At 40.3% G+C, this 26,305-nt stretch carries 19 protein-coding genes; 12 read left to right on the top strand and 7 right to left on the bottom strand.

From position 1 onward, the window contains the following. The first annotated feature begins 132 nt into the window (after positions 1-132). The 5 genes from ACRD69_RS12610 to ACRD69_RS12590 all read left to right on the top strand — a co-directional run bounded on the left by ACRD69_RS12610 (position 133) and on the right by ACRD69_RS12590 (position 8,024). Entirely contained in the window at positions 133-1,005 is an 873-nt protein-coding gene (locus ACRD69_RS12610; RefSeq protein WP_430815454.1) for an SdiA-regulated domain-containing protein, read from the top strand. Continuing rightward, the gene (locus tag ACRD69_RS12605; RefSeq protein WP_430815453.1) at positions 1,005-4,709 is read left to right on the top strand and encodes a metallophosphoesterase; all 3,705 of its coding nucleotides are present in this window, start codon (positions 1,005-1,007) and stop codon (positions 4,707-4,709) included. Before ACRD69_RS12610 ends, ACRD69_RS12605 begins: the two co-directional genes overlap by 1 nt. Before the next feature lie 16 nt (positions 4,710-4,725). Further along, positions 4,726-5,364, top strand: a complete 639-nt coding sequence (locus ACRD69_RS12600) for a Crp/Fnr family transcriptional regulator (RefSeq protein WP_430815452.1) — start codon at positions 4,726-4,728, stop codon at positions 5,362-5,364. Between the two features lie 247 nt (positions 5,365-5,611). Beyond that, positions 5,612-7,615 carry an FAD-dependent oxidoreductase gene (locus ACRD69_RS12595; RefSeq protein ID WP_430815451.1) on the top strand — a complete coding sequence of 668 codons (2,004 nt, stop codon included), beginning with the start codon at positions 5,612-5,614 and terminating at the stop codon, positions 7,613-7,615. Positions 7,616-7,706: 91 nt separating this feature from the next. Beyond that, positions 7,707-8,024 carry a rhodanese-like domain-containing protein gene (locus ACRD69_RS12590; RefSeq protein WP_430815450.1) on the top strand — a complete coding sequence of 106 codons (318 nt, stop codon included), beginning with the start codon at positions 7,707-7,709 and terminating at the stop codon, positions 8,022-8,024. 140 nt (positions 8,025-8,164) lie between these two features. On the opposite strand, the gene ACRD69_RS12585 is transcribed toward ACRD69_RS12590, so the two are convergent. Then, entirely contained in the window at positions 8,165-9,799 is a 1,635-nt protein-coding gene (locus tag ACRD69_RS12585) for a dipeptidyl-peptidase 3 family protein (RefSeq protein ID WP_430815449.1), read from the bottom strand. 213 nt (positions 9,800-10,012) lie between these two features. Between ACRD69_RS12585 and ACRD69_RS12580 the strand changes: the two genes are divergently transcribed. After that, on the top strand, positions 10,013-10,144 hold the full coding sequence (locus ACRD69_RS12580; RefSeq protein ID WP_430815448.1) for a hypothetical protein: 132 nt from the start codon (positions 10,013-10,015) through the stop codon (positions 10,142-10,144). Positions 10,145-10,308: 164 nt separating this feature from the next. On the opposite strand, the gene mnmC2 is transcribed toward ACRD69_RS12580, so the two are convergent. Both mnmC2 and ACRD69_RS12570 read right to left on the bottom strand, forming a co-directional pair. Then, positions 10,309-10,986 (bottom strand): tRNA (5-methylaminomethyl-2-thiouridine)(34)-methyltransferase MnmC2, encoded by a 678-nt coding sequence (mnmC2, locus tag ACRD69_RS12575; RefSeq protein ID WP_430815447.1) that lies wholly within the window; start codon positions 10,984-10,986, stop codon positions 10,309-10,311. 126 nt (positions 10,987-11,112) lie between these two features. Further along, positions 11,113-12,543 (bottom strand): MATE family efflux transporter, encoded by a 1,431-nt coding sequence (locus ACRD69_RS12570; RefSeq protein WP_430815446.1) that lies wholly within the window; start codon positions 12,541-12,543, stop codon positions 11,113-11,115. Positions 12,544-12,763: 220 nt separating this feature from the next. Between ACRD69_RS12570 and dinB the strand changes: the two genes are divergently transcribed. After that, entirely contained in the window at positions 12,764-13,831 is a 1,068-nt protein-coding gene (dinB, locus tag ACRD69_RS12565) for a DNA polymerase IV (protein WP_430815445.1), read from the top strand. 162 nt (positions 13,832-13,993) lie between these two features. On the opposite strand, the gene ACRD69_RS12560 is transcribed toward dinB, so the two are convergent. From ACRD69_RS12560 to ACRD69_RS12550, 3 genes are all read right to left on the bottom strand, one after another. Next, positions 13,994-14,560 (bottom strand): FMN-binding protein, encoded by a 567-nt coding sequence (locus ACRD69_RS12560; RefSeq protein WP_430815444.1) that lies wholly within the window; start codon positions 14,558-14,560, stop codon positions 13,994-13,996. A 4-nt stretch (positions 14,561-14,564) separates the two neighbouring features. Beyond that, positions 14,565-15,752, bottom strand: coding sequence for a hypothetical protein (locus tag ACRD69_RS12555; RefSeq protein WP_430815443.1), 1,188 nt, complete (start codon positions 15,750-15,752; stop codon positions 14,565-14,567). 295 nt (positions 15,753-16,047) lie between these two features. After that, entirely contained in the window at positions 16,048-16,326 is a 279-nt protein-coding gene (locus tag ACRD69_RS12550) for a hypothetical protein (RefSeq protein ID WP_430815442.1), read from the bottom strand. 195 nt (positions 16,327-16,521) lie between these two features. On the opposite strand from ACRD69_RS12550, the gene ACRD69_RS12545 reads away from it, so the two are divergent. From ACRD69_RS12545 to ACRD69_RS12535, 3 genes are all read left to right on the top strand, one after another. After that, a complete protein-coding gene (locus ACRD69_RS12545; protein ID WP_430815441.1) occupies positions 16,522-17,493 on the top strand; it encodes an HAD family hydrolase in 972 nt (323 codons plus the stop codon). A 141-nt stretch (positions 17,494-17,634) separates the two neighbouring features. Beyond that, positions 17,635-18,090 carry a hypothetical protein gene (locus tag ACRD69_RS12540; protein ID WP_430815440.1) on the top strand — a complete coding sequence of 152 codons (456 nt, stop codon included), beginning with the start codon at positions 17,635-17,637 and terminating at the stop codon, positions 18,088-18,090. A gap of 193 nt (positions 18,091-18,283) precedes the next feature. Continuing rightward, on the top strand, positions 18,284-18,652 hold the full coding sequence (locus ACRD69_RS12535) for an arsenate reductase family protein (RefSeq protein WP_430815439.1): 369 nt from the start codon (positions 18,284-18,286) through the stop codon (positions 18,650-18,652). An 81-nt stretch (positions 18,653-18,733) separates the two neighbouring features. On the opposite strand, the gene ACRD69_RS12530 is transcribed toward ACRD69_RS12535, so the two are convergent. Beyond that, positions 18,734-20,008 carry a S28 family serine protease gene (locus ACRD69_RS12530; protein ID WP_430815438.1) on the bottom strand — a complete coding sequence of 425 codons (1,275 nt, stop codon included), beginning with the start codon at positions 20,006-20,008 and terminating at the stop codon, positions 18,734-18,736. A 671-nt stretch (positions 20,009-20,679) separates the two neighbouring features. On the opposite strand from ACRD69_RS12530, the gene ACRD69_RS12525 reads away from it, so the two are divergent. Next, a complete protein-coding gene (locus tag ACRD69_RS12525; RefSeq protein WP_430815437.1) occupies positions 20,680-25,203 on the top strand; it encodes a T9SS type B sorting domain-containing protein in 4,524 nt (1,507 codons plus the stop codon). Positions 25,204-25,211: 8 nt separating this feature from the next. Then, positions 25,212-26,228: a PorP/SprF family type IX secretion system membrane protein gene (locus ACRD69_RS12520; protein ID WP_430815436.1), complete on the top strand. Its 1,017-nt coding sequence runs from the start codon at positions 25,212-25,214 to the stop codon at positions 26,226-26,228. Positions 26,229-26,305 lie beyond the last annotated feature (77 nt).

The following is a 26,305-nucleotide window of genomic DNA, read 5'->3' as shown; positions in this document are numbered from 1 at the left end:
TCAAATTTTAAGTTGAGTACGATTTGAATGTCAGAACCCGGTCTGTACATCTTTTTTGCGGTTTCAGGATTGTTTATATTTTATTAAATGATTTCTTATCTTTCTTTTGTCAACAACGAAGAAACATTAAAGATGAAAACTCGAAGCCGGTTATTGCCAGTACTCTTTTTAATATGCTCATGTACCGGGATTGGAAGTCAGGTTGTTAAAGTAGACAAATCTGCCAGTGTTCCATACGATTTTCCCAATCCGGTTAACAAGTGGGAACTTAATAGTTCACTGCAGGAAATATCAGGACTTGATTATGTTGAGGATAAAGATATGCTGATTGCTATCAATGATGAAAAAGGTAATATTTACAAGGCTGAAGAAAAGAATGGGGGAGGAGAAAAGTTATATGATTTTTATAAAAACGGCGATTACGAGGGAATCGCGGAAGTAGGTAAACATATATATGTTTTAAAAAGCAATGGTAAGCTTTTTCGTTACAATGCATCAAAGGAGAAAACAAAAGAGATTGAAACACCATTAAAGTCTAAAAGTGATGCCGAAGGCTTGTGTTATGACGAAATCACAAAAAGCCTGCTTATTGCATGTAAAGGGGTGCCATTAAATGAAAAGCGGAGTAAAAAAGCTGTGTACAGCTATTCGATAGAAAACGAAAAGTTAAGAAAAGAGCCTGTCATTGAGATAGATATTGATGATCTGATTAAACTGGGTGAAGAACTTCATATGGATGCCCAGCAAAAATGGCGATTGAAACGCTTCTCTCCATCTGGCATAGCTATCCATCCCGTTAGTCGCAACTATTATATCTTATCAGCCCGGGGGAGTTTGTTATTAGTAGTGAATCAGCAACAAAATATTGAATATCTTGTTTTTCTGGATACAGCTGCAATGCCTCAACCCGAAGGAATTTGTTTTGATACTGTTAATAACCTTTATATTTCTTCTGAAGGTAAAGGTGGTAATGGAAAGTTGCTCAAGTTTAATTATCTCAAATAATGAAAAAATACCTGGTTTATATACTTAGTATCCTGTTTATAGGATGTTCAACCGTTAATGTTCCCTATTACAGTGCTGATGAAAAAGATTGGCAGAACTACGAACGAAAGAATACGACAGAACCAATTCGTTCGCTTTTTTTGATAGGTGATGCCGGGCAGCTTGATAATGAGACTAGCGGCCGGAATTTTGTCTTATCGGCTGTTCATAATCAACTTCAGCTGACACAATCTCCAACCGATGTGGTATTTCTAGGTGATAATATTTATCCCCTGGGTTTACCGTCAAAAAAGAAAGAGGAAAGAGCATTGAGTGAAATGATACTTAATTCTCAACTTAAACTGGCAGAAGCGGCCAATGGAAATACTTACTTTATTGCCGGAAACCACGATTGGAAAAAAGGAAAGAAAGGTGGTTTAAAGCGTATTAACAGACAGGAAAAGTATGTGGAAACCTTTGGTGATAGCCTGACTAATAAGAAAGTGAAGTTTTATCCGGGTGATGGCTGTGGTGATCCTAAGGTGGTGAAAGTAGATAAAGACCTGGTATATGTTTTTGTAGATTCGCAGTGGTGGTTGCAAGACTGGGAGATCGAGAAGAAGATGAACAGAGGATGTGACATTAAAACACGTGGCGACCTACTGGTGCGAATGGAAGAGATCTTTATGAATTATAAGAATGATGAAATTGTTGTTTTCCTGCATCACCCGCTTCAAAGTAATGGAACACATGGTGGATACTTTAATTTTAAACATCACCTTTTTCCTTTGCATGACTTGAATACTAGTTTGTGGATTCCTCTTCCGGTCATTGGCTCTGTTTATCCGATATACAGGCAGTCCACCGGATCAATACAGGATTTGAGCCACCACTTGTATCAGGATTTGGTTGAAGGCTTAACCTATGCCGCTGTAAAATGGGATGTTAATGTCACCTTTGCATCTGGACATGAGCATAACCTGCAGTATTTTGATGATGATGAAATAAAGCAGGTCATCAGTGGGTCGGGAAGTAAAGTAACCTATGCCGCTGCAGGTGGTGAAGCTGACTTTGCTCGTGAGGCTCGCGGCTTTGTTAAAATAGATTTTTACAAAAACTCTGAGGCCTGGATTGAATATTATACAGTAAGTGATTTTAACGCTCAACCTGTATTGGAGTACCGACAGCAAATGCGGGAGCCTAAAGCGGGTAGTGAAAAGGCTGAAATTCAATATCCTCCTTTAGCAGGTGCTGATACACTTGTGGCTGCCAACAAGGTTTTTGAAGGAAGTAAAACAATGAAATTTTTCCTCGGTGAGCAATACCGTAGCATGTGGGCCACAGAAGTGAATGTACCGCTTATAGATTTGGAAACAAAGCATGGAGGATTAACACCAATTAAGAAAGGTGGAGGCATGTCATCCAACTCTTTACGCATGGAAAAGGCTGATGGTCAGCAATACATTTTGCGATCAATTAACAAGGATTATACCAGGTTGGTCGACTCTAAATTTGCAGATCTGAGAGCTTTGAATATCATGAAGGATCAGAATTCGGCAAGTCACCCGTATGGGGCACTAATGATTCCGTCATTATCAAATGCCGCCGGTGTTTATTCAACACAGCCTGAGTTGGTTTATTTAAAGCATCAGAGAGGCTTGGGCAATTACAATGCTTTTTTCCCTGAAGAAGTGTATCTGCTTGAGCAGCGACCGTCGGGCGACTGGAGTAATGCTGATTACTTTGGTAATTCGGAGAAAATAATTGGTTATACTGATCTGTTGGAGAATCTCCGTGAAAAGAAAACACACTTTGTTGATCAGGAATGGGTACTTAAATCCCGACTCTTCGATTTATTTATTCATGATTGGGACAGGCACGACGATCAATGGCGCTGGGCAAGTTTTAAGGACGATGACCATACCTTCTATCGACCAATTCCACGTGACCGTGACCAGGTGTTTTATAAGTTTGAAGGAGTAATCCCTGTGTATGTAGCTACCTTTTTATTGAAGAAATTTAAAACCATGAAAGGGGATGTGCGCGATGTGAAAAACTTGTCATTTAATGCGCGGTATTTTGATCGATATTTTCTTAATGACCTTGAATGGAGTGGGTGGGAGCAGATAACCAAAGAACTGCAGGCCAATATGACAGATAAGGTGATTGACTCTGCCTTACTGGCCCTGCCTCCTGAAGTACGGGAGCAAAACAAGGAAGTGATAGCATTACTGAAAGAGCGAAGGGGAAATATGCTTAAAATCAGTCGTAAGCTTTATGATTTTATCAGCGCCGAAGTTGAGGTATCAGCTACTGATAACGATGATCGTTTTGAGATCACACGGTATGAGGATGGTCAACTGAATGTAAAATACTATGTGAAGCGAAAATCAAAGGGTGACCTCTTAAAGTATTCACGAACTTTTCATCCCGATGAAACCAGGGAAGTGCGTTTGTACGGCCTTCGTGGTGAAGATGAATTTATCATTGATGGCTCTTCCAACAGGGCGATCAAAGTTCGAATAATTGGCGGTGAAGACGATGATAAAGTTATCAATCAATCGGCAACAAAGGCTATTTATGCCTACGATACCATTGAGGGCATTGAGTTGGTAGGTGATAATATCAAGAATAAAACCTCAGATGATGTTGATATTAATGAGTATGATCGCTACGGATTTAAATACAACACGAATATGCCTCTCCTCAGGGGAGGATATACCCTTGACGATGGCGTTTGGCTGGGTTTGACAAATACATGGACAAGGCATGGATGGCGTCAGGAACCTTATAAATCGAAGCAAATGGTAGCAGCACTTGTTGCGCCTGGAAGTCAGGATGCCTTCATCGTAATGTATGAAGGCCATTTTCCTAATCTGATGAAGAATGTTGACTTTTATCCCTCTTTGAGTATTGATTATCCAAGCATTGAAAACTTTTTTGGGTATGGCAACGAGTCAGTTAACTATGATTTGGAAAAGCAATACAACTGGGTGCGAAAACGAGCCTACAGGATTGAACCACTTATCAGTTTCAAAAGCCGTAATTCATATACAGGCTTTAAATTTGGACCTACCTTTGAATCAGTTAGGCTCGAAGATACAGAAGGACGCGTAGGGCAGGATCCTGAGCTTGGTTTTACTGATGAAGAACTGGAAAGACATAGTTTTGTCGGGCTTAAACTTGATTACAGTATCAATTTTGTGGACCGGGAATCTAAGCCAGCCAATGGTATCCGCTTTAATGCATCCTTAAGTTACCAGGATGATGTCACCAATACAAATACCTTATGGACCTTCGGTACGAATATGCAATCCTACTTAACAATTACCAATCATCCGCAATTGGTTTTAGCTAATAATATCGGTTACCAGTCAATTAGTGGTGAGGCTCAGTTTTATCAGTACCCCAACCTTGGAAACAGAACTAACCTGAGAGGATTCCGCAATAACCGATTCCGCGGAGATAAGGTCTTTTACGAAAATCTGGATCTGAGATTGCAATTGATAGACTGGGATAATCGTTATTTGCCAATGGATATAGGTGTATTGGGAGGTTTTGATGTCGGTCGTGTTTGGCTCGATGGTGAAGATTCTGATACCTGGCACCATAGCCAGACTGTCGGCATGTGGATGGATATACTGGAATTGGTAGTCATGCAGCCTTACTACTCATATACAAAAGAAGGTCACTACTTTAGTTTCAGAATGTCGTACAATTTCTAAGAGCAAAACCCTTACAATGGATATTAAAGAGATTATTAAGAAGAAGTTTCCCATACTGATTGAACAGTCTTTATTGACAGAGATGGAGCGCTATTGCACAAGTAAAACACTTAAAGCAGGCAACAATTTTATTGAAATAGGTGATGATGTTGTGGCTATGCCTCTCTTGATCGAAGGTGTTATCAAAGTGGTTCGTGAAGATACAGATGGAAACGAAATATTGCTTTACTACCTTAATGGGGGTGATACGTGTGCTTCAACCTTATCGTGCTGTATGGAACGAGCCCGCAGCGAAGTGCGTGCAACGGTTATTGAAACAGTTACCGCTATTATGGTGCCCATTCGATGTATGGAAGACTGGATGAAAAAGTATGCCGGATGGCGAAGCTTTATCATGCAATCGTACCGCCTGCGCTTTGAGGAATTACTGCATACCATTGATAGTATCGCCTTTAAAAAGATGGATGAACGTCTGATCGATTACCTCATTCAACTATCTGAAGAACGCAATACAAATACCTTACTTGGGACTCACCAGGAAATAGCCGACGATCTGCACACATCGCGTGAAGTTATTTCGCGCTTGCTCAAACAACTTGAAAAACTTGGCAAAATAAGCTTGTCTCGCAATAAGATCGAGTTGGTAGACCTATAGAATTCCTTGTTCCGGCTTCCTGATTCGATATTGCCTGTTCTTCCTTTAGGTTACTGAATAGGTCTTATATATTCATTGTTCCATATAAAATTAATTGCCGGATAAGCGGTGTCTCAAACCGTGAAGTCGAATCAGAAATCTTATAATATTCCCTTATGTGACCAAAGGCACAAAACAGTATTTTTTGTGGCATTAGTTTTGTCTCCGAATTTAACGAAGAATAAAAAACAAGCAAAAATATATGAATATGGAAAAGATTGTGATCATCGGAGGGGTTGCTGCAGGAGCAACTGCAGCTGCAAAAGCAAGACGGATTTCACCAGACGCGCAAATAACAATGCTTGAAGCAGGACCTGATGTTTCCTTTGCCAACTGTGGATTACCTTATTATATAGCAGGCGATATTGAGAGTCGCTCTAAGTTGATTCTCCAAAGTCCTCAAAGCTTTAAAGAGCAATATGATGTTGACGTGTTTGTTAATACCCTTGTAACGTCTATTGATAAAACGGCACATGTGGTATATACAAAGGATATGCAAAATGGCAGCAGCAAACAATACGAGTATACCAAGCTGATTCTGGCTCAGGGCGGTCGTCCTGTTCAGCCTGATTTACCAGGTGCAGATCAGGATCATGTTTACAGCCTGTGGACCCTGGATGATATGGATAAGATCGATGCACATCTTAAAAATAATGATCCAAAAACAGCAGTTGTTGTCGGAGGTGGTTTCATCGGTCTTGAGATGGTTGAGGCTTTGGTCAAGAGAGGACTGAACGTTCATGTAGTGGAGAAAATGCCACATGTTATGTCTTTAATGGATGCTGAAACAGCTGGTTTCATTACCCGTGAATTACATGCTTATGGTGTTGGTGTTCACACTGAAAAAGGAGTGGAGAAAATTAATGATCGTTCTGTGGAGTTGGATTCGGGTGAAACGCTTGATGCTGACTTGGTACTTTTATCTATAGGTGTACGTCCCACATTGCAGTTAGCCATTGATGCAGGGCTTGAAATCGGAAAAGCAGGTGGCTTATTGGTTGATGAATATCTGCAAACTTCAGATGCCGATATATATGCAGCAGGTGATATGGTAGAGATCGAACACCGCGTGAGTGGTAAAAAAGTTCGTATTCCATTGGCGGGTCCAGCCAACCGTCAGGGGCGTATTGCAGCTGAAAATGCTTTGGGAGGTGAGCACGCATACAAAGGTTCCATCGGAACATCGGTAGTAAGGGTTTTTGAAGCGGTAGCCGGTATCACAGGCATGTCGCTGAAGCAAGCTAAAGCCGCAGGAATCGATGCAGATGCAGTTGTGGTACATAAAGAGCATCATACATCCTATTATCCCGGTGCTGAAACAGTGAGTGTAATGGTCGTATACGATCGTCAGACTGGTGTTGTGCTGGGTGGTCAGACTGCTGGTTACAAAGGTGCTGATAAACGCCTGGATATATTGGCAACAGCCGCTGCCGCTAAGATCAAGATTGAGGAAATTGCGGATATGGATTTTGCTTATTCTCCACCAATCGGTACTGCCAATGATGCCATGAATATGGCTGCCTATGCTGCTGAAAATAAACTATCAGGATTCAGTCCTTCTTTATTAGCCTCTGAATTAGATGAGTTTGTCATTGGAAAACGCCTTGTTGTCCTGGATGTGCGTGATGTATTTGCTTATCAAAAGAGCAATTTGAGAGGAGCACATCACCTGCCACTGGAAATGTTACCGCAACACCTTGAAGCTATTCCAAAAGGGGTGCCTGTTGTCGTTTATGATGAAAACGGTAAAAAAGGCCATCAGGCATTACGTACCTTAAAAGGAGCAGGCTTTGATGAAGTTTATAATATTTCTGGAGGACATACCTCGCTTCAACGTCATGCCATGGCGGTTGGATTTAAGAATATTGAAGTAAGCTTATTGCCGGTTGAGCATAAAAGTATTGATGGAAAAGAGGAGCTTACTGAAGTCGAAAGTAATCAAAATGTGTCACAGGACGAGATGAGCCGTTTGGTAGTCGATGTGCGCACGCCGGGTGAGTTTATGACCGGGGCCTTTCCTGATGCTGTTAATATTCCACTAGATGATATAACAGCTGGCAAAGCCGACTTTGGTTCAAATACCAACAGGGAAATAATCGTGTACTGTGCTTCAGGAGCGCGTTCTGCATATGCCATGCAAATTTTGCAACAGCGAGGATATACCAATGTAACAAATGGTGGGGGTATAGCTGCCATGATGGCTCATATGTAAGTACACATTCAAACGATCAATAACCTGATGTCGATATTTTATATCATATTCAGGTAATTAGTAAAAACATAGATTAAACCTGCAAAATAGTATGGGTATATTTGATTTTTTATTCGGAAAGAGAAAAGAAGAAGTTTTAAACGCCCTTGAACGCGGTGCCAGAATTGTTGATGTGCGTTCGCCACAGGAGTTTAAATATGGTAACGTTAATGGTTCGGTCAATATTCCATTAGAGCGATTAAATGAATCGGCCATTAAAAAGCTGAAAAAGCTAAATGCTCCTATTGTGGTATGTTGTGCATCGGGCATGCGAAGTGCCTCAGCTAAAGGAAAGTTACTATCAAATGGTGTTGATGAGGTGCATAATGCAGGCGGCTGGCATAAGCTGGATCGCTGGATGAACAGCTGATAATAAAATGATCTCCCAAAGAGATGGGATGAATATAATACGACTTAAACAAATGGGTCGGGATATAGTGTTGGAAACAAAAAGGCGATCGCTACTGTAGCGATCGCCTTTTTGTTTTAGTTTGTCGGATAGTATCGTAATTACATACCAATTACCGCAGGTCCCTGCTCAAATACAATATCACGAGGAATACCAGCTTTAGCAATTCTTTCCAGATCGGCTTGTAATGCAGGGCGGATAGTTCCCATTTCAGCAAGCATCTTTTGAGCTTTTTCATAGTTGCCATCACCTTGCATGATCAGGATCTCAGCCGATAAATTATTCATAGCCTCAGTCATCTTATCAAAGTCAACAGTATAAAAACCAGTTTCTTTGTCGTAGGTGAAAGCTGCTTTTTCCTGGAAATAGTTAAAGCGCATCATGTTAGCTTTACCATGTGCACTCGCCGCACCAAATCGAACAGAGCGGAAAATACCAGCCATAAAAGTTACATAGTTATCCATCAGGTCTTTATTGCTTAACTCGCCCATCTCAGCCAGTTGCTTCACCATATATAAACCAAGAATGTCAGCTTTTGCTTCCTCGATCGATGAAGCTGTTTCTTTCATGGCTTCACGAACACTTTGGTTACCATCTAAGGTCATTTTAATACCCAAACCGTGTGCTACTTCGTGGAACATGGTATTTTCAAAGAAAGCGTCGAACTTCACGTGCTTTTGTTGCTCAGGAGTAATGACCACTTTACTGATCGGTATAAGTATATTATCAAATTTAGCACGCATTGAGTTTTTCAATTGCAGTTTACGACTGCCTTTTTCAATATGTACCTGTGGATCATTAGGCAGGTTAATGGCAATGGTTTTACTACCGGCGTTACAGTCGCCCGCATAGTATAATGCATCATATGCTCCTAAGTCACTGTCTGTTCCCGGAACTTCTTTTTTGTATTCAGCAGGTACAGGTAATGACTCCTGCAGTTGTGGCAACAAAGCAGCAAAGTGAGCCAGTTTGTCCGACCACTCTTTGTCTTTAATCAAAATAAATGATTCAAAGGCAGCTTTGCTTCCATACAAAGCATCTTCATAAGTTTCAATTGGACCAACAACAAAATCAATGGTGTTGGTTTTCATGTCCATCCAGGCCATGTCACTTGCCAGGTAATCATTGCTCATCAATGCTTCAGCACGTAACGTCAGGTAGGTTTTAAGACCTTCGTCTTCAGCAAGTGCAGCTGCCTTCATAAGCAGTTCGGAAGCTTTTGTCAGCTCAGCCTTAAACGCTTCGCTGTAAGGCAGTACCTCTAAAGAGCTATCTTCAGATCGCTTAACAATAGTGTATAGGTCTGATTTCTTAGGGTGATCAAAGGCTTCAAATTCCTCCTTGGTCATATCGCTAGGGTAGAATTGTGCTCCTTTTGGCTTTTCTCCGATACCGGCTACAAACGATTGATTATCGTTCAAACGTTCCCAGGGACCGTAATTGATCTTGATAAACTTCTTTAAATACTCGTTATCGGTATTGTTCAGTAATTCATCACGCTTACCCCATGCCTGCTTCCAGTACAGGTCTTCCATTATTTGAGCTGTTTCAAATAAGATAGGAAGCATCTGCTTTTCTTTTTCTGTTAATACAGATAGGTCAGTTGTTAATTTTACAGGAATAAATTCCTCAACTTTTTGTTGAATATTGTCAATGGAACTGGTGTATTTAGGCGCCTGTTCCTGACAGCTCACCAAAAAGATCAAAGCCAATAAAGGCATAAATAACTTAGTCATTTTGTCTTGTTTTGAGTTGATAGTGATTGTTTGAGAGCTGAAAATACAAATAATAATATAGGCTGACAATGATCATAAGCAGGTTTAATTATTGACACTGATAAATCATTTTTTTTTTTTTACCCTTTTGTCACGCCCTTTTAAATTTTCTTCGTCGTGCATTAGAAATTAAACTGTTGCAGTACAGGAATTATTAATTCAAATGTGTATCCAATGTCAACAACTAAAAGAAATTACAAATACAGTAACATTAATATGCTCGTTGCTTCCCAGGTCATAACAAAACACTTTGCTGAAAACATAGAGGAGTTATCAACAATCCGAACAAACTGGACACCCGATTAGGTATCAAAACTCCAGGCGCGTATCGAAAGTACAATTGAAATGTATATTAACGCATAGTAAAAGCTTATGCAGGCTTAGTACTTACGTGTTATCATGTAACAGGATACCTTAATGCGTAGCTGTTCATTACAGCATATACACCTTTATGATGAAGTGTTATACGGCTAAGCTGTTGTGTTCTTTTTAATGGCACGCAACATTTCACGTTTCCCTTTAGGACCGGGCAGTCGTTCTACTGTAAATCCTACAGCCTGCATGGTTCGACGAACAACTCCTTTAGCACAGTAGGTAGTTAAAATGCCATCAGTATTCATTGACTCATAAATTTTTCTGAAAATACTTTCACGCCACATCTCCGGTTGAACCTCAGGGGCAAAGGCATCAAAATAAACCAGGTCGTATTTGCGTAAAAATGTAAGACTGGTCAGGTCATTTTCGTCCTTTAGAAGCGTCATGCCCGATTGTAATTCTTCCTCCTGGTTCCAGGGTAATTGATGTAGCTTTTCAAATAGTTGCTGTTCTTCTTTGTTTTTGGCAAAGTTAAGTCTGTTAGCAGCCGAGCTTTCCAGAGGATATTTTTCTAGGGCATGATAAAAAATGCTTTTATTTCCCTGATTCTCTGCTGTCAGAAAAGCATTGAGTCCTGTTCCTAAACCTATTTCAAGAATGCTGATCTTCTGTTTTTTACAGTGTTTTAAGGCCGGTTCAATAAAAACATGCATTGATTCATTGTGTGCTCCATTAACCGAGTGGTAATGTTCATCCAACTCAGGTACAAATAAAGTATGCGAGCCATCGGCCGACACTTTTAACTCTACTTTTCTTGACTTATCCTTCAGCATGACTTTTAGCTTGTTAGCAACCGGTTGTGAAAGCCGGCAGTTGATGTACTATATGTTTTACCAGATTCTAAAACTTAAACTTCTTCACTTGAGCATATCAAATAAATAATCTCTCACGACTCACTACTATTCTTCAATTTCCTCAATTTTTATTTGTTGCCGCTGGCGTGTGGGTAAGAACGATAATCGTATCTTATTTTTTAATGGTTTATCATTGCCCGAGCGATGAAGTACAGCCATATACCAACCCATCAATCCTATGCCTTTGACTACGCTTGAAAGACTAATGGCCCACCAGATACCGAGCATGCCCAGGTATTTTTCGAGCGACAGGACCATAGCTGCCGGGACACGGGCACCCGTAAATACAATGCCAATGATCGAAGGAGGAACCGTTCTTCCTATACCATTAAAGGCTCCCCTTGTAATGATCTCAATGATCATAAATACCTGTGATACTGCTAATATTTTAAGGTATATAATACCCATTTGCAAAGGTTCAGGCTCACGCAGGAACAATGAGAATATTTCCTTTCCAAACAAGATAAATGAAACAGTCACGATGGTACCCAGGAAAATGCCAATTCCCAGTGTGGTATAATATCCTTTTTTTATACGCCCCCAGTTTCCGGCGCCGAAATTTTGCCCTGTAAAACTGCCCAGTGCCGTCGCAAAGCCCGATGAGGTCATCCACGAAATGGCTTCAATCTGCGCACCAACGCTTTGAACAGCGATCGGAATGTCACCCCATTTAGTTATCATACGGGCTAATATAAGGGCAAAGCAGGCGAACAATGAACTTTCTGCAGCAACCGGCATTCCCAGTTTGAATATCTTCAAAGAGATATCCTTGCTCAGTTTAAAGCGTCTGAAATCAGGGTTGATGATTTCTTTCTTCCATACAAAACGAACGAAAAAGATGCCGAATACCACAAATTGTGCCACCACGGTTGCCCATGCAGCTCCTTTAATTCCCATGGCAGGTATAAAGCCCAAACCAAATATCAGCAGTGGATCAAGCAACATGTTAAGACCCAAACCTACCAGTAAATAATAAAATGGCAGGCGACTGTTACCAACCCCATTGTAAATACCCTGAAAAGTAGGATTGACAAAGGTGAAAATAAAGCCAATGGACACAATACGAAGATAAAGGATAGCACCATTTTCGACCACTCCTTTTGATAAGCGGAAGATGCCTATCAGTTGTGGCGTAAATACCAGGGTAATGGCAACAAAGACAATTGAAAGCACTACGGCCCAGAATAATGAGTGGCGTGCAAATCGTGCAGCTGTTTCCTGCTCTTTACGGCCCAATGCCTGCGATACTCCAACTTCAGCTCCAACACGCGTGACCAGCAATAATGACATGCCCAGCCATATGAAAAATCCAGCTCCCCCCACCGAAGCTACAGCGTTACTACCCAGTTGTCCCAACCAGATCATATCGGTCAGGTTATACGCCATTTGCATCAAAGAGGTGCCAATTATTGGCAATGCCAGTTTAACCAGCTGTTTAAAAATAGGTCCTTGCGTTAAGTCAACAGATTTCTTCATTTCAAGTGCGAAGATAGCGCTTATGGAGTTATGAATGGTGATTTACTAATGATGATTTATGATGTTTGGATGTTCGAATATTTAAAGTTCCGCAGCTTATTAGTTCAACTATTACACCTAACAACAAGTCGACAGTTCGACAATTAATCAGTTTAACAACTAATCAACTCCTCAACTCAAGACTTATTTTATAACTTGCAGCCTCAATCGATATCAGCCTTTGTTACGTAAAATAATTCATATTGACATGGATGCTTTTTTTGCATCCGTTGAACAACGCGACTTCCCCGAATTGCAGGGCAAACCTGTTGTTGTGGGTAGTAGCAGTGACAGGGGAGTTATTGCGGCGGCCAGTTATGAAGCCCGAAAGTTTGGCGTTCGTTCGGCTATGGCATCAAAAGTGGCCTTGCGGCGTTGTCCCAAGCTAATATTTCAAAAGCATCGCTTCGAAGTGTATAAAGAAGTATCAGCTCAAATTCGGGAGATATTTTTTGAATACACCGACCTGGTTGAACCCCTCTCACTTGATGAGGCATTTTTAGATGTGACAGAAAACAAAAAAGGCATTGATTCTGCCACACAAGTAGCACGCGAGATAAAGCAGAAAATATTTGAGAGAACACAATTAACAGCATCAGCTGGTGTTAGTGCCAATAAGTTTTTGGCGAAGGTGGCCAGTGATCAGCGAAAACCCAACGGCATGTATATTATCAGGCCAAAAGATGTGCAGGCATTTGTAGAGCAATTGCCCATTGAAAAGTTTTTTGGGGTAGGTAAAAAGACTGCTGAAAAAATGCACTTGCTCGATATTCATAAAGGCAAAGATCTGCTTCGCTTTGATTTACCTCGTATGGTCCACTACTTTGGTAAAGCCGGTCAGTACTTTTACGATATAGCAAGAGGTATTGATGAAAGGCCGGTACGTCCGCATCGTGAACGAAAATCAGTTGGTATAGAAAATACCTTTGGTAAAGATTTAATCGATGAACAACAAATTAAGCTGGAAATCAACAGGCTGAAAGAAGGGCTTGCCAAACGGTTAAGCAAAAGTGGCAAAGCGGGTAAGACCCTGACATTAAAAGTAAAGTTTGATAATTTTGAACAAATAACACGCTCTAAAACAACAGAGCAATTAATTTCAAACAGGCTCCTGGATGAACTTTGTACCGACCTGCTGGCGGAGGCGCCCCTTAACCGTCCGATTCGATTATTAGGGCTAACGGTATCGAACTTTAATACTGAAAAAGAAACTGATGCTTTGCAGCTGAAAATTAACTTTGAAGACTAAGTAGTATTATATAATCATACTTTAAGACAGATTTAACCCTTAGTGGAAATATTGGTGCTTCTGACCAGAAAAGGCACTTAATGTCAGAGCGTTTTATGCAATGCTCCGCCTTTCAGTGCCTGTCTGTTTATATTGTTACCCCTGTGTTCTGTAAGGTCCTTATTACGACTTGGAAAGGTAAGCCTCCAGTATACGGGTTTTTTTACCGATATCGTCAGTAATTCCGTTTACAGAGATGGTTGCACCCGATATTGAGTCAATATTCCGGCCAACCTCCAGCTCGTTTTCGTCGCTGCCATAACCAATAAACTGCTTAAGCCAGCCTTTGGCTGTTACCTCATGGCCATGTGTTGCCTGGTAATTGAAAACTTTAACCAGTGCCACCTTCGACTCTTTAGTAAAGAGTATCATATAATCAAAGTACTCCGATTCGCCAAAAGGCGTTGCACCAGGACGTGAACAGCCGCCTGCACGGCAACTGTTAACACGACCAATGTACATATGTGTAATTTCTGAGTCGGCATTGTCACTTGTAAGGGTGAAAAATTTGCCCTGCATGCTGTCCGTATCCTCTTTTGAAAAAGAGATTTCTTCCAACTGAACGTTGGTTAACTGGCAGTTTTTAACCAGGGTCTTTTTAATGGCTTTGTGCTCATAATTAATATCACCCCGGCCAAATGCCAGGCAAGAGCATAAAACAAATACAAGTGTAAATACTGACTTCTTCATAATCTTAGAACATGATACCAAATCCGGCATTAAACGTTTTTGCATAACTATCAGTAGCAGCATTTTTAACAAATTGCATATCAGCTTTCAATACTGCATTTTGTGTCATTTTCCATGTTAAGCCGGTTGTAATGGCTTTTACATCGTACGCATCGTTTTTCGTAATGTTACCATCAACTTTATTATGCGTATCATATGCTTCTAATCGAACAAATGGAATAAGGTCTGTTTCAATGGCATCAATGTGCTTAAATACGTTATAGCCTGCTTCTACATAGTAACCAAACATTGAGCTTCCCACGTCACTGCCTGTAAACTCATTGTACTGTTTTGTATTTGATAAAGAAGTGTAATAGTACTGACCACGCAGTTGTAAACCACCGTAGGTGTAACGTGCATCAAGACCGATCATTGACATTCCAATGGTTGAAGAGTCGGCAGCAGCTACAGCTTCTTTGTCACTTTTTTCAATGCCATCGTATAATGTGCTCTGAGAATCACCAAAATATCCTGATAAACCAACGTTCAGGCCTCTGATGCCAAAATATTCTACTTTACCTGTGAAGTTTGGAGAGCTGACATAAGCTTCTGCACCTTTTTGACGTCCCTTACGTAATCCATTTTTACCACTGAACTTAGCTGATCCGTCATAACCGTTGAAACCACCAACTATATAGGCCTGGTAACGAATTGAAGCTGGTAGGATGTTACCTGTAAAACCGGCTCCAATTTCTCGCCAAGTAGTTGGTGCAATGTATTTATCTATAAGTGGACGCTCCACCCCGTTAAAGGTATTAGGTTCGTGATATTCGTTCACGATACCCATTGGTATAAGCATCAAACCTCCACGGAACTGGAATGCATTTGAAATCTTGTGCTGAATAAATGCCTGCTCAACATATACCTCTTTAACGTGCTCAAATTCAAGCTCGGTTACAAATTGTGTCTTTTCGTTAAAGTTGTATCCGAATAACATAACGACGCGGTGCACATCTAACTTACCATTATTGTAAGTGTCTCCGACAAGAGCCTGGTTGTAATGTACCTCACCATAACCACCAATGGTCAATCCCTGGTTGGAGTTAAGTAGTCGTTGTGCTGAGTTGAGTTGTTGCTGATTAGCCTGATCGTTTTGAGCAATAACATTGGTTAACATCGCCATAAGAGCGGCGATAGCGAAAATTTTTTTCATTTTATTAATGTTTCCCGTTGTTGTACTTGTCCCCATAATTTGTGAGGGGAGATTATTCATAAATATTACGGTACAAAATTACGGGAATGGATATGCTGCTGAAATCCCCAAAAGTAGGGAAAAAGAGTTGAGTCGAATATTTCTGCCGTATATTTAAGTGGCAGTAATACAGTGTTATGTGTATCTGATTGTGACAGGTGTCAGTTTTTGCCTGGAGTAGCGTACCAACATGTGGGGATAAAAAAACTTCCATCATTTAATGATGGAAGTTTTAATGTTTTATCAGTACGGCTCTTTAAAGCTCGTTTGTGTCTTTAGAAATTGATAAGAATTTTTCCATCATATCCTTTCTAAGTGTTTGATAGAATTTCTTGACCATCTTCGGGTTGTCCTTTGCATCAGGATGGTTGGCACGGGCAATTAATTCATTTCTGAATTCAATAGCCTTAACCATTACTTCAGCAATTTTATCATTATCAACATCATCTTTTACTAATTGCTTGATATAAGCTTCGGTAATTAATTCCGAAGCAAGGAAGTTGATGTCTTTTTTTAATTCTCTGACACTAGCCATAATAGTATGTTTTAATGTATTAAATACAAATGCAAATGTAAGTATTTATTTGTCACGTTAAAAATACTGCTTTCTATCTTCCTTTATAATAATACGCTGTCAATATTATGGGAATATCTTTCCTTTTCAGGTTTACTTGAATTTAAAGACTTAACTATTTAACTTGAAAACTGTTTATTTAAAAAAAATAGATGCATGAAGAACTTTTGCCTGTTACTAATACTTGTATTATCAGCCTGTAATGTTCCGGTTAAGGAGCAAAAAGAGATTTTACCTTCATGGAACGATGGTAAGGCACGCAGTGCAATTATCGAATTTATTGAAAAAACTACCAATGAAACAAGTGCTGATTTTATAGCGCCTGAAGATAGAATTGCCGTTTTTGACATGGATGGAACCATTTTGCTGGAAAAGCCCAACTATGTTCTGTTTGATTTTGCTGTGCGTCAAATGCATATGCGAATGGCTGAAAAACCTGAACTAAAAGAAAAGCAGCCTTTTAAAGCCATAGCCGAAGAAGATTGGTCATACTTTAAAGAGGTAGGTTATTTTGCTCCCGATGGCTTATATAGTGTTTTGCTCTACGCAACCGATGGCTTTACAAACGAAGAATACCAGGAAGCAGTCAATACATATTTCGAAACGGTAAAAGATGAACGTTATGGAAAGTCATACAAATACCTGGTTTACCAGCCAGTTCTGGAAATGATCGATTTGCTTAAAGACAATGCTTACAGCGTTTATATTGTTTCAGGTTCAGATCCTCAGTTTACACGCGGCTTTTGTGCCGAAGTGGTTGGTATACCTGTTACCAATGTTATTGGTTCTACAGTTTTAACAGCTTTCAAAGAGAATGTGGGAGCTTCAACATTAACCCGTCAGCATGAGTTTGTTCAACCCATCAATGATGAAGCCGGTAAGCCGGTCAATATTCTGAATAAGATAGGGAAAGTTCCTGTAGTGGCTATTGGCAATTCTAAAGGCGACTACCACATGTTACAATATTCAAAAAACGCCAAAGTGAGCTTGCAAATGATTGTTAACCATGATGATGAAGAACGGGAGTATAAGTATAATGATGAAGAGATGAAGCAGTTATGTGCTGACAAAGACTGGATTGAAATTAGTATGAAAAATGACTTTAAGCTTATATTCTCAGATAATTGATCGATAGACACCTACTATATTAAGTAGCGAGGCATTACAGGTACAGAACTAAGTAAAATAATTGAATAATAACTATAGTTATAAGTTGGATACATTGTGTTGGGGTCTTAAAATGTATTAATAACTACAAGCATTTAAATTATGAGAAGATTACTATTTGTTTTTGCCCTTTTGGCAAGCATCACTTTTAATAGCAATGCCCAGGAAGTTGGGGTGCGCTTTGGAGGTTCAAACGGAAATGGCGGTGCAGCTGTTGACGGAGTTTTTTCGCTTGGACAATTTAGTCGCGTGCATGGTAATGTCGCTTTTTGGGACGGTTACATGGGGCTGGATGTTTTATGGGATTTTCTTTATCGTCCTTTGGGAGAAGAAGCGTTTAACTGGTATGTTGGTGTTGGACCATCGACTTTAATTGGTGATGAATTCTGGTTAGGGGCATCCGGCGAGATCGGATTGGAGTATCGATTTAATGAAGTGCCTCTGGTTCTCGGAATGGATTGGAGACCGACGTTCTGGATCATTGACGACACTAACCTGGGAGTTGACTCATTTGGATTAAATATACGTTGGGTATTCGGTAGTGGTTCTGGTACCTGATTACTAAAAAGATATGTACCTTATAAGCCTTCTCTAATTAGGAAGGCTTTTTTGTGTAGTGTACAAAAAACAGGCGTTTATCTATAAAAACAGGTTGTTTACCAAATTGTAAATTAATACTTAGAACATTAAGGCTCTCTTTTAAGGTGCTTTGTTATCTTTGATACTGATTTAACCGAAAACCCAAGAAGTTGTGCCGAGAGGAAAAGTTTATTTATTAAATAGTTGTAATACCTGTAAGCGTATTTATAAGCAGGTAAAGCTTTTTGGAGATTTTGAAGTCAGAGATGTCAAGTCAGAGCCTCTGAGTTTGAAAGAAGTTGATTCTTTAGCAAGTTTGACCGGCGGTTATGAGCTTATTTTTAATAAGCAATCGCAAAAGTACAGACAACAAAAGTTGAAAGATAAGAATCTTAGCGAAGAGAATTACAGGCAACTTTTAAGTGAAGAATATACTTTTTTAAAGAGACCGGTTTTTATAATTGATGATAAAATTTTTGTTGGTAACAGTAAGTCTACAGTTGATTTATTAACGAAGTATTTAGTATCAACAAATAAATAAAGATATCCATTACTACCTAACCCAAATTTTAGAAACCACGTAGTAATAAAAAGGCTTCCGTTCTGGAAGCCTTTTATTGTTTTATTCCTTTAATATTTGTCTTATCTTCTTGATCACTTCATCCTGTAGAGGTTGCGGAAGTGTTTTTATACGGGTTAGATGGGAGCCTCCGGGCGCAACGGCTCTCATGGTGTTGCTCAGGTTCTGATTGTCAATGGAGGTTGCTCCCCAAGGATCATTTTCTCCGATTATAGCAATAATAGCAGGGTTTGACCTTTCAAGATTCTCCATGACGGTTTGCATGGTCGGAACAAATCTTAAGGTATCTCCACCCGGAGCAAACATGCTACTACTAATGGTGTCTTTATCAAATCCCTTAATATATGGTGAAAGCTCACCGGGAACATAGGCGTAATAACCCAGCTCCTTATAAGCCTGGTAGAAAAATGGTTTGATATCATTCCAACTCTGGTCAGATACATAGCCTATATCACTGCCTGTTCTAAGGTGCTTGAACAATTCGTTTACCGAAGCATCGGGCTCTGGTATATCCGCAACCTGGCTGCCCCATTGCCAGAATGAGAAAGGGTATTCAAGTACTACCAGTTCAAAGGCTTTATCATATCCCATTCTGAAAGTATACCCTTTTTGTTCGGCGTAGCTCTTAAAAAGCGGCATAATCTCATCTCTGTTGTCAAATACTGCTTTTTGAAAGTTAAGTATCCTGTCACGCTCTTCTTGTGTCCCAACTTCCTCGAAGAATGTAAATAAACGTTGGTCCTCTCGCATCAGGTTAACAGGTGCGACATAGGGTACGCTCAGGTTCACATCATTAGGGTACAAGGCCCTGTGGAAAATAGCCGTTTGTCCTCCCTTACTGATACCCGTAGTAGCCCATTTGCCTCTGTAAAGTTGCTTGAAAAACTGGATAATGCGATGATGATCTGCGGCAGCCTGCTCAACTGTTAAATATTGCCAGTCAATGCTGTCTGGACATGATTCTGCAAAGTAGCGGTGTTCAATAATAAGTTGGTTTGAATTTGTTAATGAGGCTAATTCTGTTGTGTAGTTTCGTTTTGCTGAATAACCTTCAGTAACACAAATCATAGGGGCATCAGTGCTTTTGTGTGATAACCATATGCGCTGCTGAAAACTGCCCTTTTCAGGTGCATTGTGATCAAGAGGTTGCGTAAAGAAAATTAGCCACGATTGCTCAAAGTGCATTGTGTCAGTTGAAATTTCCTCATAAGTGTTCGAGTCGGAAAGTTTGAATAGCTCTCCTGGCGATGATATTCTTGTTTGGCATGACGCTAAAAACATGAATATCATTGCAATCGCTAAAAATGCTTTTTTCATTGTGTATGTAATTAGTTGATCGAGTTTGTTTTTAATGTATTCAATTGCACAAACTAATGAAGTAATTGATCAGTCAATGACAGATAGAAGTACAATTACGAACAGATTTGTATAAGTTGTATCGAGTAATAGCTGGTGGAAAATAAACTTCGTGTTCGTTGCTTATTTATCAGTAGTCAGCTAATGTTGATCAAAAAGTGTAATGATTGATTGGAATAAATCAATTAATCCAGCATTCGTAGAGTCCTTTGCCGGATTTATTTAAGGTATTAAAATGTGTAGCAGTTATATACATTTCCTTTTCTTAACAGGACTAAAATAGGGTATTTATAAGTGATACGAAAAAGACTATGCTAATTTTAATTCATTTTAAACAATTCGGTGTGAATAAACGCTATAGCTAAATGAAAATTCACCACTTCACTTGTTGAAAAATAATTTAGTTAAATATGTAACGGTTTTTGCAACCTTATAACTAAAATTGCAGTATTAAATAGAAAGCTTAAAGTAAAGGGTTGGACGGAAATGACTTTTAGCTCTGATCAGAGCTATATTACGAGTAAGCTAGGTTGAAAAGGTGTGTTGGGTCAAGTAAATATTTTACTTGAGAGATGTTTTTTCATGTTCATAATGAATGTGTTGTAGTATTTGTATGACCTAATTTTAATGCAATGCGAAAGAGCTTATTTGTATTTTTTTGTTTGTTTATATTGTCACTAACGGCTAATGCTCAGGTAGGTAGAGAGTTTTGGTTTGTTGCACCTGATGTTACTGTTGACCACGGTGATGAACCTATTGTATTCAGGATAACTGCACTTGATAATGACGCAAACGTTACTGTTAGCATGCCTGCTGATGGAGGGCGAATAATTCAAAATATCAGGATTAATGCCAATACCCAGGAGCGCATTGATCTGGATAAGGATGTGGTTGAAAATCACCCATCAGACAATGTTAATAATAAAGGTATATTAATTACCTCTGATGAAGATATTACTGTTTATTATGAAGTAGCCAATGGTGTAAACCCTGATAAATTTACCCTGAAAGGACACAACGGACTTGGAACAGAGTTCTTTGTGCCTTCTCAAAATACCTATCGTAATAAGCCACATCGCCAGATTGCTGATGAAAAAGTGGACATTGTTGCCACCGAAGATAATACAAGTATTACCATTGTACCAACTGTTGCAGTTGTTGGTCATGCTGCCAATGTACCGTTTACAATCGTTTTAAACAGAGGGCAGAGTTATTGTATCGAAAACCAAAATGATGCTTCACCCGGCTCTTCTCTTGCCGGAACATATATTACTTCTGATAAAGATATAGCAATAACAATCAGTGATGATAGTATCTGGCAAGGTTCCGGATATGGACCTTACGACCTTATCGGAGATCAGTTGATACCAACTTCTGTTATCGGAACTGAATACATCGCTGTTAATACAAACCCTGATACCCGTACGATCAATAAGGTATATGTTCTGGCAACCCAGGATGACACCTATGTGAAAGTGATATACAATTCCAGACAACTTGTTCGTCGATTGTCAAGGGGCGAACAGTTGGAATTGGATATAGAAGGAAATGCGCTTTACATTGATGCCGATAAGCCCGTTTATGCTTATCAGCTGGCCAGTTTATGGAACAGGACTGGGAATGAAATGGGGAGTGCCATATTGCCTAGTTCAAGCTGTACCGGCTCCAAGTACGTCAGTTTTGTCCGCACTTTTACACTTGAGTTCTGGGTGCAGATATTAACGCAGGAAAAGAATCTTAATTCATTTATCTTCAGAGATCAGAATGGTAATGTGCGTAACGACCTGGATGCTATTAGCTGGGAAAAGGTTGTTGGTACTGATACAGGACCGGCTGATGAAACATGGTATAGTGGTGTTATCCAATTGAATATTACAACTGGTGCGCCCCATTCCATTGAAAATACAAATGGTTTGTTTCATTTAAGTATCCTGGATGAAAATCAGGGGAGTACAAGTTATGGTTACTTTTCTTCCTATGGACAGCTTCGTCTGGAGGGACCTACACAAGAGTGTCAGGGCAATCAAATAGTATTGCGTACTGCCGAACCGATGAAGTCCTATAACTGGTTTTCAGAACACACCGGCAGTGTGGTTCAATCAACTGACCCTACTTTTGCTGTCTCGCAGTCGGGAACCTACTGGGTTCAGGCCGAAGTGAACTTTGGTGGCTGCATGCAAACAGATAGTATTTATGTCGAGTTTTTATTACCGGAATTTGATTTAGGTGCTGACACGATTGTTTGTCCCGATGAAACCATCAACTTTGAAGTGCCTGCCGGCCTGGGCACGTATGAATGGTTTGATGGTACGAGCGGAAACTCCACTTCAGTGACACTATCAGAGGGTGAAACCCGGGATGTTTGGCTGACAGTAACAGGTGACCTTAACTGCTCAAATACCGATAGTAAACAATTAACCACTCATGCTCTGCCGGTTATTACACTGGACAGAACAGAAGTATGTGTGGGAGAGCGTATAGTGGCTGATGATACAGGAATTGAACGATTTGAATGGTCATATAATGGAAGTGTCTTAAATGCCGATCCAACCCAAAGCTTTATTGAGCCTCAAAGCTCCGGTACTTATACGCTTACTGTATGGGCTGCAGAAGGCTGTCCTGTATCACAGGATTTCGCTGTGACAGTGAATGCGTTACCTGTGTTTGACATTGCTGATCAACTTGGTTGTGTGGCTGCAACGACGACCATACCAGCCCCGTTGACAGGCGCAGCTTATTCCTATTTATGGTCTGATGCATCTACGGGTGCTGAATTATCTGTTGATGTAGTTGGTGATTACTGGTTGGAAATAACTGATGCCAACGGTTGTACAACGCGCGATGAGTTTAATTTTGATTTCCTGGCGCCGAAACCTTTTGATCTGGGGCCTGACAGGGAAGAATGTGCGGGCGTTACATTAACCATTAATCAGGGAAGTGATTTTTCTGACTATGAATGGAGCTTCCAGCAAGATGGAGTGGGAGCCATCAATCCTCTGCCTACACCTACACCCGAATATCAATACGAGATAAGCCCGGCAACGCCCGCTAATAGCGGACGATATTTTGTGACTGCTATTGATAATGATGGTTGTGCAGTGGCCGACGATGTGGAAGTGTCGTTTGTGGATGCTCCCGAATTACAGGATCTGGAAGCTGACCTTTGTGATGGTGAGGTGTTGGATATTGCGGTTGCCGAAGGTTATACAGATGGATATGTGTGGTATTTTAACGGTGTATTGGATAATGCCTTAAGTGGGAACGAAATAACGGTTTCCACACCGGGAATATATATGGTTGAAGCAACAATAGGAGGTTGTACAAAAACAAGTGAGATTACTGTGGCTGGACGTTTGAACCCTTCAATTAGCCTTGCAGCACCAGCTAATATTTGTCCCGAAGCAACAGAGATCATTTCAGTAAATAATTTTACAGCAGGAGATGGAGCTTTTGACTATTTGGTATGGAATAGCGGGCAAAGTCATTTTGCCGATTGGACAACAGCACAACTTGAAATAGACGGAGCCGGAAACTATGCGGTTACTGCTTATGACGAGCATGGCTGTTCGGCTACAGATAATGTGACTGTGGGAGAACACACAACGACAGCTATTAATCTGCCTGATCCGGTTGAATCTTGCGAAAACACTACGGTTACATTGAGTAATCCGATAGTAACAGCCAATTCATACGACTGGTATAAAGTAAACGCTGGTGGCGATGTTCACCTTATTGCAAATGCTGATTGGAATACCAATGAGGCTGGCTCGTATCGTTTGTTCATTGAAGATGCTAATGGTTGCGAAAGTGAAGATACAGTTGTAATTATCACATTGCCAGTGCCGGAGGTAAACCTGGGAGCTGATCGTGAAATGTGCGAAGGTGATGTGATTACATTAACTGCTAATGCTTCGCATGTCGCATATCGCTGGAATGGAGATGATAGTCTTAACGAATCATCTTTGGCAGTTACCGCAAGTGGTAATTATAGATGTGAAGTGACAAACGCTTCGGGATGTACAGCAGAAGATAATGTTTTGATCACAGCTAATCCTTTGCCAAATATGCTTGTTGCCGATACAACTGTGTGTTCAGGTGATCAGGGAACCTTACACGCTCCTGCCGGTTTAACTAATTTTAAATGGTCAAATGGAGCAACAACACCATCCATCAACGTTACAAAGGGTACTTATACCTTATCGGCGGAAACGGACAAAGGTTGTGTTGGTGAGGCAACAGCCCAGGTTAACTGGTATCCGATTCCAGATGTCAGCATTGGTGCTGACACTTCAATTTGTCCAATAGATGTGATTCTTTTGGAAGCTACACCTGGTTTTGAATCATATGAATGGCATAACGGTGCTAGTGGACCATCGACATATGCCAATTTATCAGACACAGTTAATGTGGTTACCGTAACAGATATAAATGGTTGCTATGGCTTTGATACACGAATGATACATGCATTACCTGAACCTGACTATGAGCTATGTCCTGATACGGCTATCTGTAACGGTGATTCATTATTGCTTGAGGCAGGCTATGATTTTATCGAATATCGTTGGTTTGATGGAACTCAATTACCTACATATACAGCAAAAGAGCCCGGTGACTATTGGGTGAGTGTCCTTGATGGCTGTTTCTGGCTACACGATACAACAACAATTGTGTTTAATGAAACGCCGCTTATTGCACAGCTTGACACTTTAGTATATGGGCAAATTGGCATTCTGGCCGAAGGTGGAACTGAACCATATGAATATGCGCTCAATGATGAAGAATGGCAAGAAGAAAGTTTGTTTAAAGAGCTGGAAAATGGCACGTATATAGTGCAGGTTCGCGATGTTAATACATGCATGGCAAGTGACACAGTTACTATAAACTCAATAGTTGATATAGATATTCCGAATTTCTTCACACCAAACGGAGATGGATTCAACGACAGATGGGAAATTGATGGGATGGATAAGTTCCCTGATTCTATCATTAAAATATATGACCGCTTTGGAAAGCTATTGATAGAATATATGGCTTCAGAGCCAGGTTGGAACGGAGAGTATATTGGTAAGCCTGTGCCTTCAGATGCATACTGGTACGTGATTGAAGTGTTACCTCTCAAAAAGTACGTAAAAGGACACATTACACTTAAGAGATAGGTGATAAGATGAAGAAGTTGATACTAATGTTGTTTTTGGTGGCTGCTGTTTCAGTAACCAAAGCACAGAAATATTATATAACCAATCAGTACATGTATGACCTGTATCTGATGAACCCGGCTGGAACTGGCTTTTATAAAGGCTGTTACGAGTTTAGTGCCTATTATCAGAAACAATGGTTCGGCATGGACGATGCCCCAACAACCCAAGTGCTCAGTTACCAGGGACCCTTAACGAAAGGTCTGGGAATGGGAACTTATTTTTATAATGATAGAAATGGTTTTTATTCCGAAATGGGTTTTCAGACCTCCTTGTCATATGAGGTGATGTTTACAAGAAAACGCCGGCGAACAGCATCAATGACCTTTGGTTTGTCTGTTAATGCGGAGCAGAGCTCGGTTGACCAAACGCAATTAAGTGATGGTGCCATTTTAGATCCGGCCATTTCAGGCGCAAATGATAGTGGCTGGGGATTTAATTCAAATGCGGGTATTTTATTTAAATACAACGAATATCATGTGGGTTTTTCGGTTACAAATATTTTACCTCAGAATAACCCCATGTACAGTCACGAAGATGAACCGGCTTTGACCTCAGATATTCATATACACGGCGGTACGACATTTAAATTGGCAGATCGCGATGTATTTCTTGAACCTTTGATTATGTATCGCCGAAATATGTTGGTTGATAGTAAATTAGATTTAAGTGTTAAGGGATTTTTCCCCACGCCTGATCCTAATCTCTCATTATGGGGATTAGTTAGTTATCGCCGTACCATGGATCATCGCTTTGGCAAGAGCCTCGGGCTTGGAGTGGCAGGAGGCGTTCAGCTTAATAACTTTATTGTAGGGCTTGAATATCAGCTAGGCTTAACCGGTGCACAGCTCGATTATGGTAGTGCTTACCAATTAGTCTGCAAATACCGGATTTGTAAAGATAAATCGAAGGCTTCCATTCCCTGCTCCGAACGAAATAGAAACAAGCGTAATAAGGCTCTTAAGCGACTCAAGTTAAACAGATAGCAAATTAAATCGTTGAATAACCTGGAGATCTGATGCAGGCAAACAGTTTGGTGAGTCGAAACTATAATGCTAATCCT

Source organism: Carboxylicivirga agarovorans, assembly GCF_050589845.1.
Taxonomy (GTDB): domain Bacteria; phylum Bacteroidota; class Bacteroidia; order Bacteroidales; family Marinilabiliaceae; genus Carboxylicivirga; species Carboxylicivirga agarovorans.
This window is presented reverse-complemented; position numbering and strand designations above follow the sequence as displayed.

What these genes read in the sequence shown, in the direction of transcription:
- ACRD69_RS12610 (WP_430815454.1), top strand. Translation starts at nt 133, where the DNA reads ATGAAAACTCGAAGCCGGTTATTGCCAGTACTCTTTTTAATATGCTCA.
- ACRD69_RS12605 (WP_430815453.1), top strand. Translation starts at nt 1,005, where the DNA reads ATGAAAAAATACCTGGTTTATATACTTAGTATCCTGTTTATAGGATGT.
- ACRD69_RS12600 (WP_430815452.1), top strand. Translation starts at nt 4,726, where the DNA reads ATGGATATTAAAGAGATTATTAAGAAGAAGTTTCCCATACTGATTGAA.
- ACRD69_RS12595 (WP_430815451.1), top strand. Translation starts at nt 5,612, where the DNA reads ATGGAAAAGATTGTGATCATCGGAGGGGTTGCTGCAGGAGCAACTGCA.
- ACRD69_RS12590 (WP_430815450.1), top strand. Translation starts at nt 7,707, where the DNA reads ATGGGTATATTTGATTTTTTATTCGGAAAGAGAAAAGAAGAAGTTTTA.
- ACRD69_RS12585 (WP_430815449.1), bottom strand. Translation starts at nt 9,799, where the DNA reads ATGACTAAGTTATTTATGCCTTTATTGGCTTTGATCTTTTTGGTGAGC.
- ACRD69_RS12580 (WP_430815448.1), top strand. Translation starts at nt 10,013, where the DNA reads ATGTCAACAACTAAAAGAAATTACAAATACAGTAACATTAATATGCTC.
- mnmC2 (WP_430815447.1), bottom strand. Translation starts at nt 10,986, where the DNA reads ATGCTGAAGGATAAGTCAAGAAAAGTAGAGTTAAAAGTGTCGGCCGAT.
- ACRD69_RS12570 (WP_430815446.1), bottom strand. Translation starts at nt 12,543, where the DNA reads ATGAAGAAATCTGTTGACTTAACGCAAGGACCTATTTTTAAACAGCTG.
- ACRD69_RS12560 (WP_430815444.1), bottom strand. Translation starts at nt 14,560, where the DNA reads ATGAAGAAGTCAGTATTTACACTTGTATTTGTTTTATGCTCTTGCCTG.
- ACRD69_RS12555 (WP_430815443.1), bottom strand. Translation starts at nt 15,752, where the DNA reads ATGAAAAAAATTTTCGCTATCGCCGCTCTTATGGCGATGTTAACCAAT.
- ACRD69_RS12550 (WP_430815442.1), bottom strand. Translation starts at nt 16,326, where the DNA reads ATGGCTAGTGTCAGAGAATTAAAAAAAGACATCAACTTCCTTGCTTCG.
- ACRD69_RS12545 (WP_430815441.1), top strand. Translation starts at nt 16,522, where the DNA reads ATGAAGAACTTTTGCCTGTTACTAATACTTGTATTATCAGCCTGTAAT.
- ACRD69_RS12540 (WP_430815440.1), top strand. Translation starts at nt 17,635, where the DNA reads ATGAGAAGATTACTATTTGTTTTTGCCCTTTTGGCAAGCATCACTTTT.
- ACRD69_RS12530 (WP_430815438.1), bottom strand. Translation starts at nt 20,008, where the DNA reads ATGAAAAAAGCATTTTTAGCGATTGCAATGATATTCATGTTTTTAGCG.
- ACRD69_RS12525 (WP_430815437.1), top strand. Translation starts at nt 20,680, where the DNA reads ATGCGAAAGAGCTTATTTGTATTTTTTTGTTTGTTTATATTGTCACTA.
- ACRD69_RS12520 (WP_430815436.1), top strand. Translation starts at nt 25,212, where the DNA reads ATGAAGAAGTTGATACTAATGTTGTTTTTGGTGGCTGCTGTTTCAGTA.